13 protein-coding genes are annotated in these 17,484 nt (G+C 30.0%); 11 read left to right on the top strand and 2 right to left on the bottom strand.

Annotated elements, in window-relative coordinates; all coding sequences use genetic code 11:
* Window positions 1–24: 24 nt before the first annotated feature.
* From ETU10_RS02300 to ETU10_RS02275, 6 genes are all read left to right on the top strand, one after another.
* Window positions 25–1,932: a heavy metal translocating P-type ATPase gene (locus ETU10_RS02300; RefSeq protein ID WP_146291667.1), complete on the top strand. Its 1,908-nt coding sequence runs from the start codon at window positions 25–27 to the stop codon at window positions 1,930–1,932.
* Between the two features lie 204 nt (window positions 1,933–2,136).
* Window positions 2,137–3,474, top strand: a complete 1,338-nt coding sequence (locus ETU10_RS02295) for a TolC family protein (RefSeq protein WP_146261556.1) — start codon at window positions 2,137–2,139, stop codon at window positions 3,472–3,474.
* Entirely contained in the window at window positions 3,471–4,559 is a 1,089-nt protein-coding gene (locus ETU10_RS02290) for an efflux RND transporter periplasmic adaptor subunit (RefSeq protein ID WP_146309574.1), read from the top strand. The genes ETU10_RS02295 and ETU10_RS02290 overlap by 4 nt, the downstream gene beginning before the upstream one ends.
* A gap of 3 nt (window positions 4,560–4,562) precedes the next feature.
* Complete coding sequence (locus tag ETU10_RS02285) at window positions 4,563–5,798, top strand: ABC transporter permease (protein ID WP_146261554.1); 1,236 nt, start codon at window positions 4,563–4,565, stop codon at window positions 5,796–5,798.
* 18 nt (window positions 5,799–5,816) lie between these two features.
* Complete coding sequence (locus ETU10_RS02280) at window positions 5,817–6,485, top strand: ABC transporter ATP-binding protein (RefSeq protein WP_146309573.1); 669 nt, start codon at window positions 5,817–5,819, stop codon at window positions 6,483–6,485.
* 71 nt (window positions 6,486–6,556) lie between these two features.
* The gene (locus ETU10_RS02275) at window positions 6,557–7,681 is read left to right on the top strand and encodes a GTP cyclohydrolase (protein ID WP_317129692.1); all 1,125 of its coding nucleotides are present in this window, start codon (window positions 6,557–6,559) and stop codon (window positions 7,679–7,681) included.
* Between the two features lie 9 nt (window positions 7,682–7,690).
* On the opposite strand, the gene ETU10_RS02270 is transcribed toward ETU10_RS02275, so the two are convergent.
* On the bottom strand, window positions 7,691–8,890 hold the full coding sequence (locus ETU10_RS02270; protein ID WP_146309571.1) for an endonuclease/exonuclease/phosphatase family protein: 1,200 nt from the start codon (window positions 8,888–8,890) through the stop codon (window positions 7,691–7,693).
* A gap of 212 nt (window positions 8,891–9,102) precedes the next feature.
* Here ETU10_RS02270 and ETU10_RS02265 point away from each other — a divergent pair, with 212 nt between their 5' ends.
* The 3 genes from ETU10_RS02265 to ETU10_RS02255 all read left to right on the top strand — a co-directional run bounded on the left by ETU10_RS02265 (window position 9,103) and on the right by ETU10_RS02255 (window position 14,601).
* The gene (locus ETU10_RS02265) at window positions 9,103–11,952 is read left to right on the top strand and encodes a TonB-dependent receptor (RefSeq protein WP_146309570.1); all 2,850 of its coding nucleotides are present in this window, start codon (window positions 9,103–9,105) and stop codon (window positions 11,950–11,952) included.
* Between the two features lie 55 nt (window positions 11,953–12,007).
* Entirely contained in the window at window positions 12,008–13,777 is a 1,770-nt protein-coding gene (locus tag ETU10_RS02260) for a DUF5689 domain-containing protein (protein ID WP_146309569.1), read from the top strand.
* 68 nt (window positions 13,778–13,845) lie between these two features.
* Window positions 13,846–14,601: an SDR family NAD(P)-dependent oxidoreductase gene (locus ETU10_RS02255; protein WP_185145039.1), complete on the top strand. Its 756-nt coding sequence runs from the start codon at window positions 13,846–13,848 to the stop codon at window positions 14,599–14,601.
* An 8-nt stretch (window positions 14,602–14,609) separates the two neighbouring features.
* On the opposite strand, the gene ETU10_RS02250 is transcribed toward ETU10_RS02255, so the two are convergent.
* Complete coding sequence (locus tag ETU10_RS02250) at window positions 14,610–15,332, bottom strand: shikimate dehydrogenase family protein (RefSeq protein ID WP_146309568.1); 723 nt, start codon at window positions 15,330–15,332, stop codon at window positions 14,610–14,612.
* Window positions 15,333–15,447: 115 nt separating this feature from the next.
* On the opposite strand from ETU10_RS02250, the gene mltG reads away from it, so the two are divergent.
* Window positions 15,448–16,467 (top strand): endolytic transglycosylase MltG, encoded by a 1,020-nt coding sequence (mltG, locus tag ETU10_RS02245; protein WP_146309567.1) that lies wholly within the window; start codon window positions 15,448–15,450, stop codon window positions 16,465–16,467.
* A 15-nt stretch (window positions 16,468–16,482) separates the two neighbouring features.
* On the top strand, window positions 16,483–17,481 hold the full coding sequence (locus ETU10_RS02240) for an acyltransferase family protein (RefSeq protein ID WP_146309566.1): 999 nt from the start codon (window positions 16,483–16,485) through the stop codon (window positions 17,479–17,481).
* The last annotated feature ends 3 nt before the right edge of the window (window positions 17,482–17,484 follow it).

The raw sequence follows: 17,484 nt of genomic DNA, 5'->3' as shown, positions 1-17,484 counted from the left end.
ATTTGCATCATATAAATTAATATTATGTCTAAAGCATGTTGCAACACTCAGATATATTCCCATAAAACACAATTAAAATTCTTAAAAAGTTTTCTTCCGGCTATTGTCTCATTATTAATACTAATAGTAGGTAGTATTCTAAATAGTTCAGATCAATCATGGTTCAAAGGTTGGATTAAATTCGCCTACTATATAGTAGCCTATATACCGGTTGGATTTCCAGTAATTAAAGAAGCTTGGGAGAGTATTAAAAAAGGTCAATTTTTCTCAGAATTTTTGTTAATGTCTATAGCTACTCTTGGAGCATTTGCTATAGGTGAATACCCAGAAGGAGTAACCGTAATGTTGTTTTATTCCGTTGGAGAGGCACTTCAAGATTTAGCAGTTTCAAAGGCTAAAAATAACATTAAAAGCTTATTAGATCAAAGACCGGACAGCGTTACGGTTGTAGAAAAAGAAAACTTACATGTAATACCTGCAAAAGAAGTTAAAGCAGGATCTATCATTCAGTTAAAACCGGGAGAGAAATTAGCTTTGGACGGACAATTGCTTTCAGAGAAAGCCTTATTGGATACCTCCTCTTTAACTGGAGAAAGTGCCCCTCAAATAAAATATAAATCAGATTCAGTTTTTGCAGGTATGATAAATTTAAACACTGTAATCCAAGTTTGTGTCACTTCTACTTACGATCATACGAAACTCAGCAAGATATTAGAATTAGTGCAAAGTGCTACTTCTAAAAAAGCTCCAACAGAATTATTTATAAGAAAATTTGCTAAGATTTATACTCCTATGGTAGTTTTCCTAGCAATCAGTATTTGTTTTCTGCCTATTTTTTTTACTAGCGATTATCAATTTAAAGAATGGTTGTACAAAGCCCTTATTTTTTTAGTGATCTCTTGTCCATGTGCTTTAGTAATCTCTATACCATTAGGATATTTTGGGGGGATTGGTGCAGCTAGTCGACATGGAATTTTGTTTAAAGGAAGCAGTTATTTAGATAAAATTGCAGGAATTCAAAATATTGTTTTAGACAAAACAGGAACTATAACAGAAGGTTCATTTAAAGTACAGGAAGTAAATATAAATCCCAAATTTAATTTGTCTAAGATTATTCAATACGTAAATGCAATTGAAAATTTAAGTACCCACCCTATAGCAACTGCAATTAAAGAATACGCAGGAGAAGTAAATATGGGAATTTCTGTGCAAAAGGTTGAAGAATTTCCAGGGATGGGCATTAAAGCAGAAATTGAGGAAGCAGAAATATTAGTAGGAAATTTCAAATTGTTAGATAAATTTAATATTTACTACGATGCTGAAAATTTAAATTTGAGAAATACTATTATTGCCATTGCCTATAAAAATGAATTTGTAGGATATATAAGCATCTCAGACCAAATAAAAGCAGATGCTGCACAGACGATTAAAGAGTTAATGCATTTGGGGATTAAAGTCACCATGTTAAGTGGAGATAAATCTTCAGTAGTAAAAGAAGTTGCAAATGCATTAAATATAGAAGAAGCTTATGGTAACTTATATCCCGAAGAAAAAGTAAAGAAATTAGAAGAAATTATAAACTTTAAAGAAAGTGTTGCTTTTGTAGGTGATGGAGTAAACGATGCTCCAGCATTAGCACTAAGTGATGTTGGAATAGCTATGGGAGGTTTAGGAAGTGATGCAGCCATTGAAATTGCAGATGTTGTAATCCAAGACGATAAGCCTAGTAAAATACCAGTAGCTTTAAAAATAGGAAAAAAAACCAAGCAAATCGTTTGGCAAAATATAATTTTAGCATTTACAATTAAAATAGCGGTCTTAATATTAGGAGCTGGAGGATTTGCCAATATGTGGGAAGCTATTTTTGCAGATGTTGGCGTTGCTCTTCTTGCAATAGCTAATGCAATTAGAATTCAAAGAATGAATTTTTAGGAAAAATCTTTAAGAGAATAAAAGAATACAAAGATTATAATATTACTTATGGTTCAATAAGAATATTAAATTAACAATAAGGTTTCAAAAAGAGTAATTTAACTAATTTCGCAAAGAATACATATTTAAAAACTATGTGAGCTTATTTTTTCACAATTTAATTAAATCGATAAAGATTTTTAAATTTAAAATTATTTCTAAATAATGAAAAAGCGAATATTTTTCCTTCCTATATGCATATTTTTAGGAATACATACCATAGGCCAAGTACAATTTAAATCACTTAAAGAAGTTTTTAATTATGCAGATGCTAATGCCTATGAAATTAAAGATGCAGAAATCCAACAAAATATAACTAAATCTAAAAAAATACAATCTCAATCTTCTTTATATCCAAATATTTCTTTCGGATCTGGTTACAATGACAACCTCACTTTAATGTCAACTCTTATACCCGCTAAAATATTTAACCCCAATGCTTCAGAAGGCACCTTTGAGAAAATGACTTTCGGAAAGCAGCATACCTATAACATAGGGCTTCAAGCACAATGGGATATTTTAAATTTTCAAAAAATATTTGCGGCCAAAGCAGCGGGCATACAAGAAGAATCTAGTTTAATTCAAACAGAAAAAATTCGATATAATTTGTATAATCAATTAGCTTCCACATATTATTCCATACTATTGGCGCAAAAATCAATTGATATTTATAATAAGAATGTTGAGGTTTCAACAAAACTTTTAGGCAATGCAAAAGAAAAGTTTAATAAAGGATTGATAAGTGAATTGGAATTAAACAAGGCAAAAATTCAACAATTGCAAAATTTTAAAAATTTACAAAATGCTAAAGATAATTTACAGCAGCTGCAAGTTCAACTTCAAAGTCAACTGAATTTAGGTGAGGATATAGATATTAACGGAGATATTGAAGAAGCATTAATCAATAATACGGATATCACCACGGAAAATCCAGAAATCCTTTGGCAAAAAACTCAGATTAAAGCTTTTGAATATAATGTAAAACAGGGGAAAGCCTTGTACTACCCCTTGTTGAGTTTACAATATCAATATACATATAACTGGGCAACAGATGGGTTTTTAAATTTTTCTAATGTCAGCCACTTACCTTCTCAAGTATTAGGATTCAAATTAAGTGTGCCACTTTTTACAGGTTTTAACAACAAACAAAGTTTAAATGAAATGAAGTTGCAACTGCAGCAACAAAAAATGAAATTGGATAATCTACAATTGGTAAAAAGTAAAGAAGATGAAAACTTTAAGCTTCAATATGAACAAGCTTTAAATAATCTTAATAGGGATAAAGAAATTTTAGATTTACAAGAAAAAAATGACTTGCATTACGAAAGAAGATATGAAAATGGAATTATTAGTTTAGACGACCGATTAGATAAATATAACGATCTACTAACAGCTCAATTCAATTATCTTAACAGTTTAGCGGATTATTCAATCGCACAATACCAAGTGTTTATACGCCAAATGAATTACCAACTCTTAGATTTTAATAATATAGAACCATGAAGTTTATAATTAATTACAAAATCGTAGTAATTTCTTGCTTATTATTTTTAGCTTGTTCCAAGAGAGAAACGACAGCTCCGGAACGAAAAAACCTTCAAGAAGCGGTGTTTGGGAATGGATACATTAAACAAGAGGATGAATATACAATATCATCCACAATTAACGGATTAATTACAGAAGTTAATATAAAGGAAGGAGACTTAATAACTCCACAGAATTTATTAGTGAGAATAAAGAGTGATGTTCCTAATGTTCAATTGCAAGATGCTTATGTGGTAAATAACGATGCTATTAGAAATACAGCCAATAATTCCCCACAAATTTTACAAATTCAGGCACAAATCAATCAGGCTAGACAACAACTTATTTTAGATCAGAACAATTATGACAGATATAAAAAATTAAAGCAAACCAATTCGGTTTCACAATTAGATTTAGAAAAAGCAGAATCTCAGTATATAGCTTCCAAGGAAAATTTGAGAGCACTTGAAGAAAGTTTAGCTCAAATTAAGAATCAGTTAAATCTTGCCGTACAAAGAAGTAAAATTCAAATTGAGAATCAAAAAGCTCAATTGGAAGATTACAATGTAATTGGAGAGAAAGAAGGGCAGGTTATTGAAGTATATAAAAAGAAAGGAGAACTAGTCAAAATAGGGGATCCAATAGCGAAAATTGGAAGTGGAAAATATCTTATAAGACTGTATATTTCTGAAGATGACATTACTCAAATTGAAGTAGGGCAAAAACTTGTTGTGAATTTAAATACCTATCCGAATCATGGATTTTCAGCAAGTATTAGTAAAATATATCCAGGATTTAATAAAGATGAGCAATCGTATATTGTAGAAGCAGAATTTGATAAATTGCCTGAAAAATTATTTTCAGGAACCCAATTGCAAGCAAACATTAAAGTTGGAGAACGCAAAAATGTATTGGTGATTCCTACCGATTATTTAGTTAAAGGTCGTTTTGTGACTTTAAAAGATGGAACTGAAAAAGCTGTGGTAATAGGAAAGCAGAATAAAGATTGGACTGAAATCCTCTCAGGGATAACAGAAAAAGACATTATTACCAAAAAGAAATAGAAAATGGGTGTTAATAAAAAAATCTCTTGGGTACATTTAACTTCTAAAATAAGGCAGTTGCTAGTGGCTACTCTAAGCGTTACTTTTGGAATTTCTGTTTATATTTTTATGAATGGTTTTATGACGGGGGTTAATGATTCTCAATCCGAAATAACATTTTCTTCTATACCCCATATACGTGTTTATAACGATATTTCACCGGATTTGCCCGTATTACTTCCTGAGAAAGAGGATCACCAGATTGTAATGGTTAGTAATAACAAGAATATTAGTTATACCGAAGGTATAAAAAATGCTGTGCCAATAATTGAAAATATCTCAAAGATTCAAGAAGTAGCGGGAGTGACCCAACAAATCAATGAGAATGTTTTCATAAAAAATGGAGTAACACAGAATAATGCAAATCTTTCCGGAGTTGAAGTTCAGAATGAAGATCTTCTTTTTAAAACCTCTCATTATATGATTTCAGGAGATTTCTATGATTTAAATAAACGCTCCGATGGAATAATCTTAGGAAGTAAGCTTGCACAAAATTTAGGAGTTAGAACCGGAAATAATGTAACTGTTATAACTTCAGGGGGTGTTTCTAAGGCTTTTAAAGTAATTGGAATTATAGAGACAGGTTCTTCGAATGCCGACAAAACAAGAGCAATAGTTTCAATCAATCAAACAAGGCAGTTGTTCTCAAAAAATAAGAATTATGCCACAGATGTTTATATTAACCTTAAAGATTATAATCAGGCAACCAAACTTTCTGAAAAAATAAAAAACTATACACAGTACAAAGTAGAATCTTGGCAAGAAAGCAATCCGCAACTAGAATCTGCGAACAAAGTAAGAGGTTCTATAGGAACAGCTATGTCTTTAACCATTTTAATTGTAGCAGGTTTTGGTATTTATAATATTATGAATATGACTGTTAACGAAAAGATTAAAGAAATAGCTATACTAAAAGCAATAGGATTTAATGGGAAAGATATAGTACAAATATTTTTAACTCAGTCTATAGCTATAGGTATGATAGGAGGTATTTTAGGAATGATTTTAGGGTATACAATCTCCATAATTGTACATAGCATTCCATTTAAAATCGCGACTTACGATACACTACCGGTAGATTTTAGTCTCATAACTTATATCAAAGGATTTGTCTTTGGATTATTGGTAAGCGCCATTGCAGGATATATGCCGGCTCGTAAAGCGGCGAAGGTAGATCCGGTTTCAATTTTGAGAAGTTAAGTTTTTAAATAGAATAAGATGAAAGCATTGTTGGTTAAAAATATAAATAAATACTTCTATGAACCTAAAAAATTTCAGGTATTAAAAAATGTAAATCTTGAAGTTGAAAAGGGAGAATTTTTATCGATTATAGGAAAGTCAGGATCTGGAAAATCTACCTTGCTGTATCTATTATCCACGATGGATACGGAATATGAAGGAGAAATTTATATTAATGAAACTAAAGTTACAGGGCTTAGCCAAAATAAACTTTCTGATTTTAGAAATAAGCACATAGGTTTTGTTTTTCAATTTCATTATCTATTGCCTGAATTTTCAGTGTTAGATAATGTTATGATACCAGCATTAAAGTTAAACCTAAAATCTAAAGAAGAAATAAAGGAAAGAGCTATAGAGTTGCTACAAATGTTAGACATCAAAGAAAATGAAACAAAGTTAGCCTCAAAATTATCTGGAGGTCAACAACAGAGAGTAGCTATTGCAAGGGCACTTATTAATGAGCCAACAATAATTATGGGAGATGAGCCAACAGGGAATTTAGACTCTAAAAATACAGAAATTGTATTTGATATTTTTCAAAAATTAGCGAGTAAAGGACAAACGATAATTACAGTTACCCATGACGATGAGTTTGCTGCCAAGTGTAATAGAATAATTGAATTTTCAGATGGAGAAATTATAAATTGATAGGTTTAATATATAAAAACTAGTACGAAATAATAGCTAACAGAGCAATTACCTCTTATCTTTGCCGTATTATGAAAATTCAGATTAAAGAAGTAGCTAGTATAAAAGACTTAAAAAAATTTATTAATTTCCCAATACTTCTCTATAAAAATTGTCCTAATTATGTTCCATCCTTAATAAAGGAAGAATTAGAAGTTTTAGATAAAAATAAAAATCCAGTTTTTGAGCATGCTCAGGCAACTTACTATTTAGCTTATAAGGAAGGAAAAATTGTTGGGAGAATTGCTGCAATTATTAATACCTACGAAGTTGAAAAATTGCATAAGAAAAAGGTTAGATTCGGCTGGTTTGATGTTATTGATGACATAGCAGTAACCCAGGCACTTATTGAAAAAGTTAAAGCTGTTGGGCTTGATAATAATTTGCATTATATAGAAGGGCCGGTAGGTTTTTCCAATATGGAAAAAGCGGGTTTATTAACGGAAGGATTTGATAGATTGTCCACCATGATAACATTATACAATCATTCCTATTATAAAGATCATTTAGAATCTTTAGGTTTTAAAGAAGAGAAAGTATGGGTTGAAAATTTTTTTAAAGTACCGGAGGAATTGCCTGAAAAAGTCACACGTTTTTCTAAACTTCTTCAAGAAAAGAAAAATTTTAAAGCCTTAAGATTTTCAAATAAAAAGGAAATGGAGCCTTATGTAAGACCAATGTTTAATCTTTTAATAGAAACCTATAATGCTTTAGAGTCCTTTGTTCCTTTCTCAGAAAAGCAAATCAATTTTTATACTCAAAAATACCTACAAATTCTTAACCCAAATTTTGTAACATGTATATTAGATGAAAACCAAGAAATATGTGCTTTTGCTGTCACTTCTCCCTCTTATGCTAAAGGATTACAAAAATCTAGGGGTAAGCTATTTCCATGGGGCTGGTATCATTTATTAAAAGCATCTAAAAATTTTGATACGGCAGAATATATATTAATAGGAGTGCATCCTAAATATCAAAAGAAAGGAATTACAGCCATTATCTTTACAGAAATATTTCATACATTAAAAAAATATAACATTCGGTTTGTAGAAACAAATCCTCAATTGGTAGATAATTTAAATGTTCAGCTACTTTGGAGTGATTATAACCCAATTACTCATAAGAAAAGAAAAACTTATATCAAGACTATTTGTTAAATATAAGTATTAATCATTAGTTTTAATTTTCTTTACAAGAATGGTATAAATTGGGAAGTGATCGCTGTATCCTCCAGTATAGTTATCACCAGAAAAGGATCGAAAAGGATATCCTTTCCATGTTCCTTCCTGTGATATTAAATAGAAAGGTGAAAATACCATTGTTTTGTAATAAGTATACCCCTCCGAAGTATTATTTATAAATCCGGGAGACATTATTTGTTGATCAAAAAAGTTAAAAGAGTCATTATAGGCTAAGGTACCCATTCCTTTTTTAAATAGCTTTTCAGCAGGATTAAAAAAAGTGCCAGATTTTACTTGATCTTTTTTATATACTGTATTTAGTATTTTTTTTATACTAGGGCTTGTAGGATCATCATTAAAATCACCCATAGCTAAGATTTTAGCATTTGGATAAATATTTATTATACTATCCATAGCTGTTTTCAATACTTCTGCGGCGCGTATTCTTTTAGGTAAGCTTCTTTGTTCTCCACCTCTGCGTGAAGGCCAATGATTAACTAAAAAATAAACTTTTTCTTCATCCAATAAACCCTCAACTAGTAAAATATCTCTTGTATAATTTTTATACCCGTTTTCGGGAGGGAGATCAATAACTATCCTTTTTTTATGAATCAAGGTAAATCTTTTTTCATTGTACAATAATCCCACATCAACTCCACGAGCATCAAAAGAGTTAAAATGAGCATAATTGTATTGTTTACCCTTTTTTCCTAAGCTTTCGCATAAGTCTTGAAGAACATGTTCATTTTCAATTTCAGCTAGCCCAATAATAGATGGCATTGATTTAGTCTCTTCCCTTCCGGTTTCTGATATTACTTTTGTTAAGTTTCCAATTTTTTCGTTGTACTTTTTGGAATTCCATACTTTAGTTCCTTTATAATAAAATTCATTTGTTAGTATGTGCTTTCTAATCACATGTTTCCCTTTAAGTTTCTTAAAAGATAATTCGCCACGGTATATTTTTAACCCAGAAGCTAATGCACTATCTTCGGGTATACTAATTTGGTAAAGAGAATCTTCTGGAGATAACTTGCCATTTATAACATCTGCAGACTTAATGGTGTCGTACAAATTTTCAACGTTATAAAACATTATGGTTGCGCTTTTATAATTGTTTTGAGCATTTATTCTTTTAGGAATAAATACCAATAGTATTATAAAAATATAGAAAGTATGAAATTTCATATTATGAATTTTTTTATTTACAAAAATAATTATTAGTCTGATTTATTTTAATTTAATACTGTATTTTTAATTATATGTTGGCAAATAGTGTAATTTTTAAATAAATTTACATATATCATATAATTGATGGTGTTTAATATTAATCAATTGTATAAATATAAACTTTAGTAAATGTTAAAATTCTATTTTCAAAAATTGAAAAAATTCTTGTAATGAAACTAACTTTAAAATTCTTATTTACAATAATTATAGGACAACATCTGCTTTCACAAACAACAATTTCTGGTTTTATTAAAGATACTAATCAAAATCCAATTGATTGGGCAACAGTAAGTTTAGAGAAAGATTTAAATAAAACGATCACCACAGATACAAAAGGATATTTTGAGTTTCAAAATATTGCCCAGGGAGAATTTACTATTGTTATAAGCAAAGAAGGTTTTATATCTCAAGTAATCAACCTTTCATTAATACCATCAGAGGATATTAAAAATTTAGGAGATATAACTTTGGAATATCAGCCTTTAGAAGCTGAAAATTTAATTTCCTTGACGGATGAGGAATTAACAACAGATGATGGTGGGGCATTAGGGCAAGTTGGAATTGGGCTTTTACAATCTTCAAGAGATGTGTTTTCAAAAGTAGCCGCTTATGAACTAGGGGCTTATTGGTTTAATATTAGAGGTACAGATAATCGTTATAATAATGTAATGATAGATGGGGTTCCTATGGCTAAAAACCATAGTGGTAGACCTGATTTCAGTAATTGGGGGGGCTTAAATAATTCTTTTAGATATACCTATGAATTAGCAGAAACTAACAACGTTTCTGACTATTCCTTTAGTAATTTAGGAGGAACATACTACTATGACACTAGAGCCTCCAGCTACAGAAAGGGATTAAATCTTTCATATTCACTAACCAATAAAACTTATCAACACCGATTGATGCTCAGTTATGCTACAGGAATGTTACCTTCAGGCTGGGCGTTTGCTTTTAATGCATCTCGAAGATGGATGGACGAAGGTGTAATAGACGGAACTTTTAACGATTCCTATGCCTATTTTGTTTCGGCTGAAAAAAAAATATCAGAAAATCACACCTTAAATTTCACAACATTTGGTACACCAACAAGAAGATCAGGAGCTAGCCCAAACACTCAGGAAGTTTATGATTTAAGAGGTAAAAATTATAATGCTTACTGGGGTTGGCAAGAGGGGCAAAGAAGAAATGAACGCATAAAAAAAATGTTTGAACCTGTATTTATGCTTACACATTATTGGAAAATAAATAAGAATACAAAAATCACAACAACAGCTTCTTACCAAACAGGTTACCATAAAAGCTCACGTTTAAATTGGTATAATTCTACCAACCCATCACCCACCTACTACAGAAATTTACCTAGTTATATTCAATATTTAATAGCAAAAGCCAATGGCTCTCCTACAGAGTCTTTAGAAGCAGCGTATCAAGAAATTTTAAACCGTTGGCAGGAAAATGATACCTCAATAACTCAAATAAATTGGGGGAGTTTATATGAGGCAAACTACAATGCCCCCTTTGTAACAGATTTATACTCTGGAGAGCAAGGAAGAAGAGCTTCTTACTTTCTGGTAGATGATGTAATTAAAGATCGAACCTTTAATGCATCCGCACATTTACAAACTCAGTTTGCAGATCATTGGAAATTTTATATAAACTTAAATTATCAAAATTTAGTGTCCGACAATTACAGAGAAGTAGAAGATTTGTTAGGGGCTGAATTTGCTTTGAATAGAAGTTCTTTTTTGCAAGGCGATGCTGGGGATTATAATATCCTAAAACCCAATAGTATTGCGAAAGTAGGAGATAGGTTAGAATATAATTATAAACTAAATAAACAGGCTATTACAGCAAATGCAACTACAAGATTATATGTAGACCATTGGAATTTGGCTGTATCACTTTTATTGGGATGGAATGAATCTTATAGAAATGGAATGTTTCAAAATGGATTATATGCTGATAATTCCTATGGAAGAAGTAGCAAGGAAAATTTTATTGATGTAGGATTAAGAGGTGGAATAACTTATAAAATTGATGGGAGAAATTTTATAACATTAAATTCAGGGTATTTCTTGGTTTCACCTACATTAAACGAAATTTTTGTTAATCCGAGACTGAATAATATGGTTACTCCAGATTTAACCAATCAAAAAGTAGGTACTAGTGATATTACGTATACCCTTCGATCACCCAAAATAAAGTTAAGAGCGACTGCTTATTATACAAGAATAAAAGATGCAGTTGAAATCTCACGTTTTTATGCACAAGGTTTAGATTTATCGCAATACTTACCTTCACAAGGAAGTGTTTCTCAGGATGCAACCTCTTCCAACGTTTTTTTATCTGAAATATTAACCGGAGTTGATAAGGAGTATATGGGAACCGAATTAGGATTAGAGCTGAAAATATCGCCAACAATTACAACATTTGCGGTAGCTTCAATAGGTCAATACGTTTATAAAAATAATCCAAATTTAAAGATTCTAACAGATAGTTATGAAGGGATGCCCGATTTAGGAAGTGCTAAGATTAAGAACTATAAAATTGCAGGATCACCACAGAAAGGATATTCACTAGGATTTAGATATAATTCACCTAAATATTGGTGGGTAGGAGTATCGGGTAATTTATTACAGGATATATATTCAGACATATCCGCACTATCTAGAACAGAGAATTTTATTATTAATCCAGAATCTCAGCAACCTTACTCGAATGTTACCAATCAAAGTGTAAAATCTCTTTTAAAACAAAAAAGATATGAGGACGCATGGGTATTTAATGCTAACATCGGAAAGTCCTTTAGAATTGGTAAATATTATATGGGAGTTAGTTTATCTGTAAATAATATTTTTAATGATAGAGGATTAGTATCGGGTTCATTTGAGCAGGGTAGATATGCAAACTACGAACAACTTAGCTTTGATCGTTCACTAACTACTCCATTGTTTGGAGATAAACTGTTCTACGATAGAGGAAGGTCTTATTTTGCAAACATCTCTTTTAAATTATAAATACATTTTTAAATATTTAACTTTTAAAAATTTTAATATGAGCAAAACTTATAAAATGAAAAAGATTATAATGCTAATTGTAACTTTTGCCCTACTTTTTATTCCATTGAGCTGTATTCATGATGATGATTATCAATCACCGATTTTAAATTATCCCAACCTTACAACCAATTATACCATTCCACAGTTAAAAGCCGAAGCGACGGAAAATTCAACTTTATTGCATAAAGATTCCATAATAGAAGGTTTTGTAGTATCAAGTGATGAAGGAGGAAATATTTATAAAAATCTTTATATAACAACTTCAGACGGGAAAAGTGGGATACAACTCAATATAAATCAATCCAACATATATAATTACTATCCCGCAGGTAGAAAAGTTTATGTTAAACTGAAAGGATTATATTTAGCCAAGCAATATGATATAGCTCAGTTAGGTGGTGAAAAATATGGTTCTTCAACCGTAGGTCAGGCAGAATGGAATTTAGTCAAAAATATGATTCTTTTAGCAGAAGATAAAGTAAATGAAGAAACGTTGGTACAACATTACACTAATATTGAGAATGCAATTAAAAATGAAAACTTAGCTACCTTGATAGAGCTAGATTCTGTACAATTTCAAGAAAAATATTTAAATAAAACGTATTATGATTCAGATAATACTTCTGGAAGTTACATAGAAGATAAACAGGGCAATATTTTAAATGTAAGAGTTAGTTCTTACGCAAAATTCGCAAATAATATATTGCCCTCAGGAAGTGGTAGAATAAAAGGTATATTGACTAAATATAAATCAACTTGGCAACTCATGTTAAGAACCATCCAAGATGTAAATTTGGATCAAAGCAGATGGAATAAAGAAGAAGAAAAAGGAGATACGGAAGGAACAAAAGAAAATCCATTTACTATATCTCAGGCAATGAATAACCAAGGTCAAACTGGAAAATGGGTAAAAGGGTATATAGTGGGTTCTGTAACAGGACAATCAATTGTAGAAGGAGCTCAATTCAATGCTCCATTTACAACACAATCAAATATATTAATAGCAGCTTCTCCAAACGAAACAGATTATACCAAGTGTATCCCGGTTCAATTGCCTTATGATGCAACGGGAGTTAATACCGTAAGACCCAATTTAAATTTGGCGACAAATCCTGTTAATTTTAAACGAGAGGTTATGGTTTATGGAGACTTAACTACTTATTTTAATCAAGCTGGTATGAAAAACACCTCAGATTATGTATTAGGAAAAGAAGATAATTCTTCTAACACACTGCCTGAGGATGGAGAAGAAAACTCTCAGACCACAAATACACTTGTTTTTCCAGGAGGGGATTTTGAAGATTATAACGCTTTTATAAGTTCATTAAATAGTTTTGGTATAAAACCGTATGCAAACCTAAGTAACCAAACAGGAATAAACAACTCAAATTCTTTACATTTAAAAACCGATGGGACATCAGCCAACGAATATGTATTTACTATTCTTGCACAAAAGAAATTACTGCAACAACCAAAAAAAATACAATTCTATATAAAAGGTAAATCTAATAAAACTATATCGATATCACTTTTTAAAACAGATCAAATTTCTTACTATGCATTCAATCTAGGAGATGTTTCAGAAGATAAAGTTATAACAGCTTCATCCAATAATTCTTATTCTGGAATTATTGATACTAATGGACAATGGGCATTAATTACTCTAGACATTTCAGGGCTATCAGATTTAAATTTAAATCAGCCATCCAATAATTTCTTTGGATTGAAGGTAGGTAAATTAGCCTCTTATAATATTTTTATGGATGAATTTAGGATTTACTAAATGTTAAATTATATTAATTGGATTTTTATTAAGATGAAAAATGCCTAAATTTAAAAATAAAAATACTTATGATTCAAACAGCTTTAATTACGGGAGCATCTTCAGGGATAGGTTTAGCAACAGCTAAAAAATTTGCTGAATGTGGAATTAATCTGGTTCTATGTGGAAGAAGGAAAGAAAAGTTAGAAGAGTTAAAAAAAGAATTAAAGGAAAAAGTTGAGGTAACTTTACTTTCTTTTGACGTTAGCAATAGAAAAGAAGTTTTTACTGCCATTGAAAGTCTTACAGAAGAATGTAAACAAAATATAAATATATTGGTAAATAATGCGGGGAATGCACATGGTTTGGATACTTTTCAAGATGCATCTTTAGATGATTTCGATTCTATGATTAATTCAAATATTAAAGGAATTTTAAATGTAACAAAAGCTCTTCTTCCATATTTAATAAAAAATAAATCTGGTCATATTGTAAATTTAAGTTCTATAGCAGGTAAAGAAACTTATCCAAAAGGATCGGTATATTGCGCGACTAAACATGCTGTAGAATCTATAAGCAAAGGGATGAGAATGGATCTATTACCACTAGGCATAAAAGTAACCAATATAGCACCAGGTGCTGTTGAAACAGAATTCTCTTTAGTTAGATTTAAAGGTGATAAGAATAAGGCAGATGCTGTTTACACTGGTTTTGAACCTTTAGTTGCGGATGATATTGCAGATGCAATTTATTACGCTATATCGCGTCCAGATCATGTTCAGATTGCAGATATGACCATTTTACCTAGAGCGCAAGCTTCTGGGACTGTATTTAACAAAAAATAAATTTTTATTTAAAACATTGAATTCCAAATATCCCAAGCAGCTTCAGCTTGTAAATGGAGCATTTCCAATCCATTTTTAGTTTTTGCACCTTTTTCCTTGGCTAATTGAAGTAATTTAGTTTCTTCAGGATTATAGATTAAATCATAGACCAAATGATTGGGAGTTAAGAATTCAGTAGGAAAAGAAGGAATATGATCAATATTAGGAAAGGTACCAAGTGGAGTAGTATTAATTATTAATGGATGAGAAAAAACCATGTTCTCATTCAATTTGAAATAATTATTTTCACCATTTCTTGAAATAATTTTACTTTTTATTCCTAATTGATTTAAAACATAGGATACTGCCTTTGATGCACCCCCGCTTCCTAGTATTAACGCTGAGTGGTGATGGGGTTCTAACAGTGGAGATAATGAGTTTTTAAATCCGATAGCATCAGTATTAAATCCTATTTTTTTTCCCTGTGCAATTAATACAGTATTTACAGCACCAATTTTATGGGCTTCTGGGCTTAATTCATCTAAATATTCAACAATATCTTGCTTGTAAGGGATGGTAACATTAAATCCATTAAGTTTAGGAATGGTAAATAATTGTTCTAAACTATCTTTATCCTGAATATCGAAGATCTCATAGGAATAATCTTTTAAACCTAAAACTTTAAATTTATCATTAAAATATTTCTGTGAAAATGAATAGGAAATATTTTTACCCAGTAACCCTAATTTCATAATTTGAATACTATATTTAACAAATTTATAAAAAATACTTATTTTTGAATTTTATAAAAAAATAATCTAAATTTATCAAATTGTTTTGTGTAACAAAATAATATTAAAAACAAATATGAATAAAAAAAAAAATATTTCACTATTTTATCTTATATTAATTATTATAGCTTTTTTAATTGGAAAAACTTATTATAAAAATTCGTATTCTTCAAATGTGAAGAATGATGCTTTATTATATATTCCAACGAATGCAACTTTTGAAGATGTAAAAGTACTAATAAATCCATATCTTAAAAACATTCAATCTTTTGAAGATAAAGCAATTTCATCGGACTATCCAAATAAAATTAAGGCAGGTAGATTTAAAATTAAGAAAGGAGAAACTAATAAAGAAGTAATTAATCGCTTATTATTAGGTAAGCAAGAAGAGGTGCATCTAAGAATTAGAAATTATGATGATATTTATGAGTTAGCGTCAGATCTTGGTAAAAATTTAGAAGCAGATTCAATTATATTTTTAAATTATTTTAAAAAAGTAGCATTAGAAAAAGGTTATTCAGAGGTAGAAGAGTTAAAAATATATTTTACTCCAGAAACCTATTTTGTAAACTGGAATACTTCTCCAGAAAAATTATTTGCCCGCTTCGAAAAAATTCATAACAATTTTTGGACAGAAGAAAGATTGAATAAAGCCCAACAATTAAATCTTTCAAAATTAGAAGTTTATACTTTAGCGTCCATTGTTCAAAGAGAATATATGAAAAAAGAAGAACTTCCTATTATTTCAAGTTTATATCTCAATAGGCTAAATAAAGGAATGAAATTACAGTCAGATCCAACAGTTATATATGCAGAAAGAAAAAAGCAAGGTTTTAAAGTAATGATGAAAAGAGTGAAAAATATTTCTATAGATTCTCCCTATAATACATATAAATACAAAGGATTGCCACCTTTACCCATTTGTATACCTAACGATTTCGTAGTTGATGCTGTGCTTAATCCAGCTAATACTAATTACTTGTTTATGTGTGCAATTAAAAATACAGGTAAGCACGCATTTACTGCAGACGATAAAGAACATATACAAAATGCAAAAAAATATAGACAATGGCTGGATTCAATAGGGGTTAAATAAATAAAATAGTATAAGATGAAATTAAATTTACTTAGCAGATACAGAACTCAATTAATGGGTGTTGCAATTTTGTGGGTTATGTTTTTTCACTCACATTTACCTACAGAATTTTCTGGAATCTTAGATTTTTTAAAAAAGATGGGTTACGGGGGAGTCGATATTTTTATGTTAGTTTCAGGTTTTGGTGTTTACTACTCAATCTCAAAAGATGGTTCAACGAAAAATTTTTATATCAGAAGGGCTATACGAATATTGCCATACTATCTTCCCGTAGTTTTAATTGTTACAATAATTGCTAATATAGTAGGGTTTTGGAATCCGATAGCATTTTTTTATAACTTAACTACTCTAGGCTTTTGGTTAAACGTAGGTTTGATGAATATTTATGATTGGTTCATACCGGCACTCATATCTATCTATTTATTTACTCCACTATTTTATAAATTTTTTAAAATAAATAAAACTATTTCTACATTAATAGTTATTTTAGGAGCATATATTTTTAGTTATTTATCAGAAGGGATCTTTGATTATCTATACAATTTCACCTTTAGAATACCACTTTATATAATGGGTTTTTGGTTGGCAGATTTTTTAAAAAACCATAAAGATTATAAATTATCTAAAACCATGATTTCTTTGATCATTGTAAGTTTTATTTTTGGGGTTATATTGTTATGTTATCTATACTATTTCACAAGTGTTTTTTCAATATACGGGAATTATTTACTTCCATTTATTTTTATAACGTTGCCGTTGTGTATGTTTTTATGTTATAATTTCTCTTTATTTCCAAATTATAAATTTCCCATTTTAACTTTTTTAGGAAGTCATAGCCTTACTTTATTCATTTTCCATGAGAAAATCTTATTTTTATGCAGTCTTTTTACTAAGTCAATTTTCAGCGATATAATTGCTTTTATATTAACAATTATTTTAGCATATTATTGGCAAAAAATGGTTGATAAAATTATTGAAAAATATATGTTGAAAAAAAATAAGCAAACTTTATAGTTT

The sequence above is a fragment of the Apibacter muscae genome (assembly GCF_007845595.1).
Taxonomy (GTDB): Bacteria; Bacteroidota; Bacteroidia; order Flavobacteriales; family Weeksellaceae; genus Apibacter; species Apibacter muscae.
This window is presented reverse-complemented; position numbering and strand designations above follow the sequence as displayed.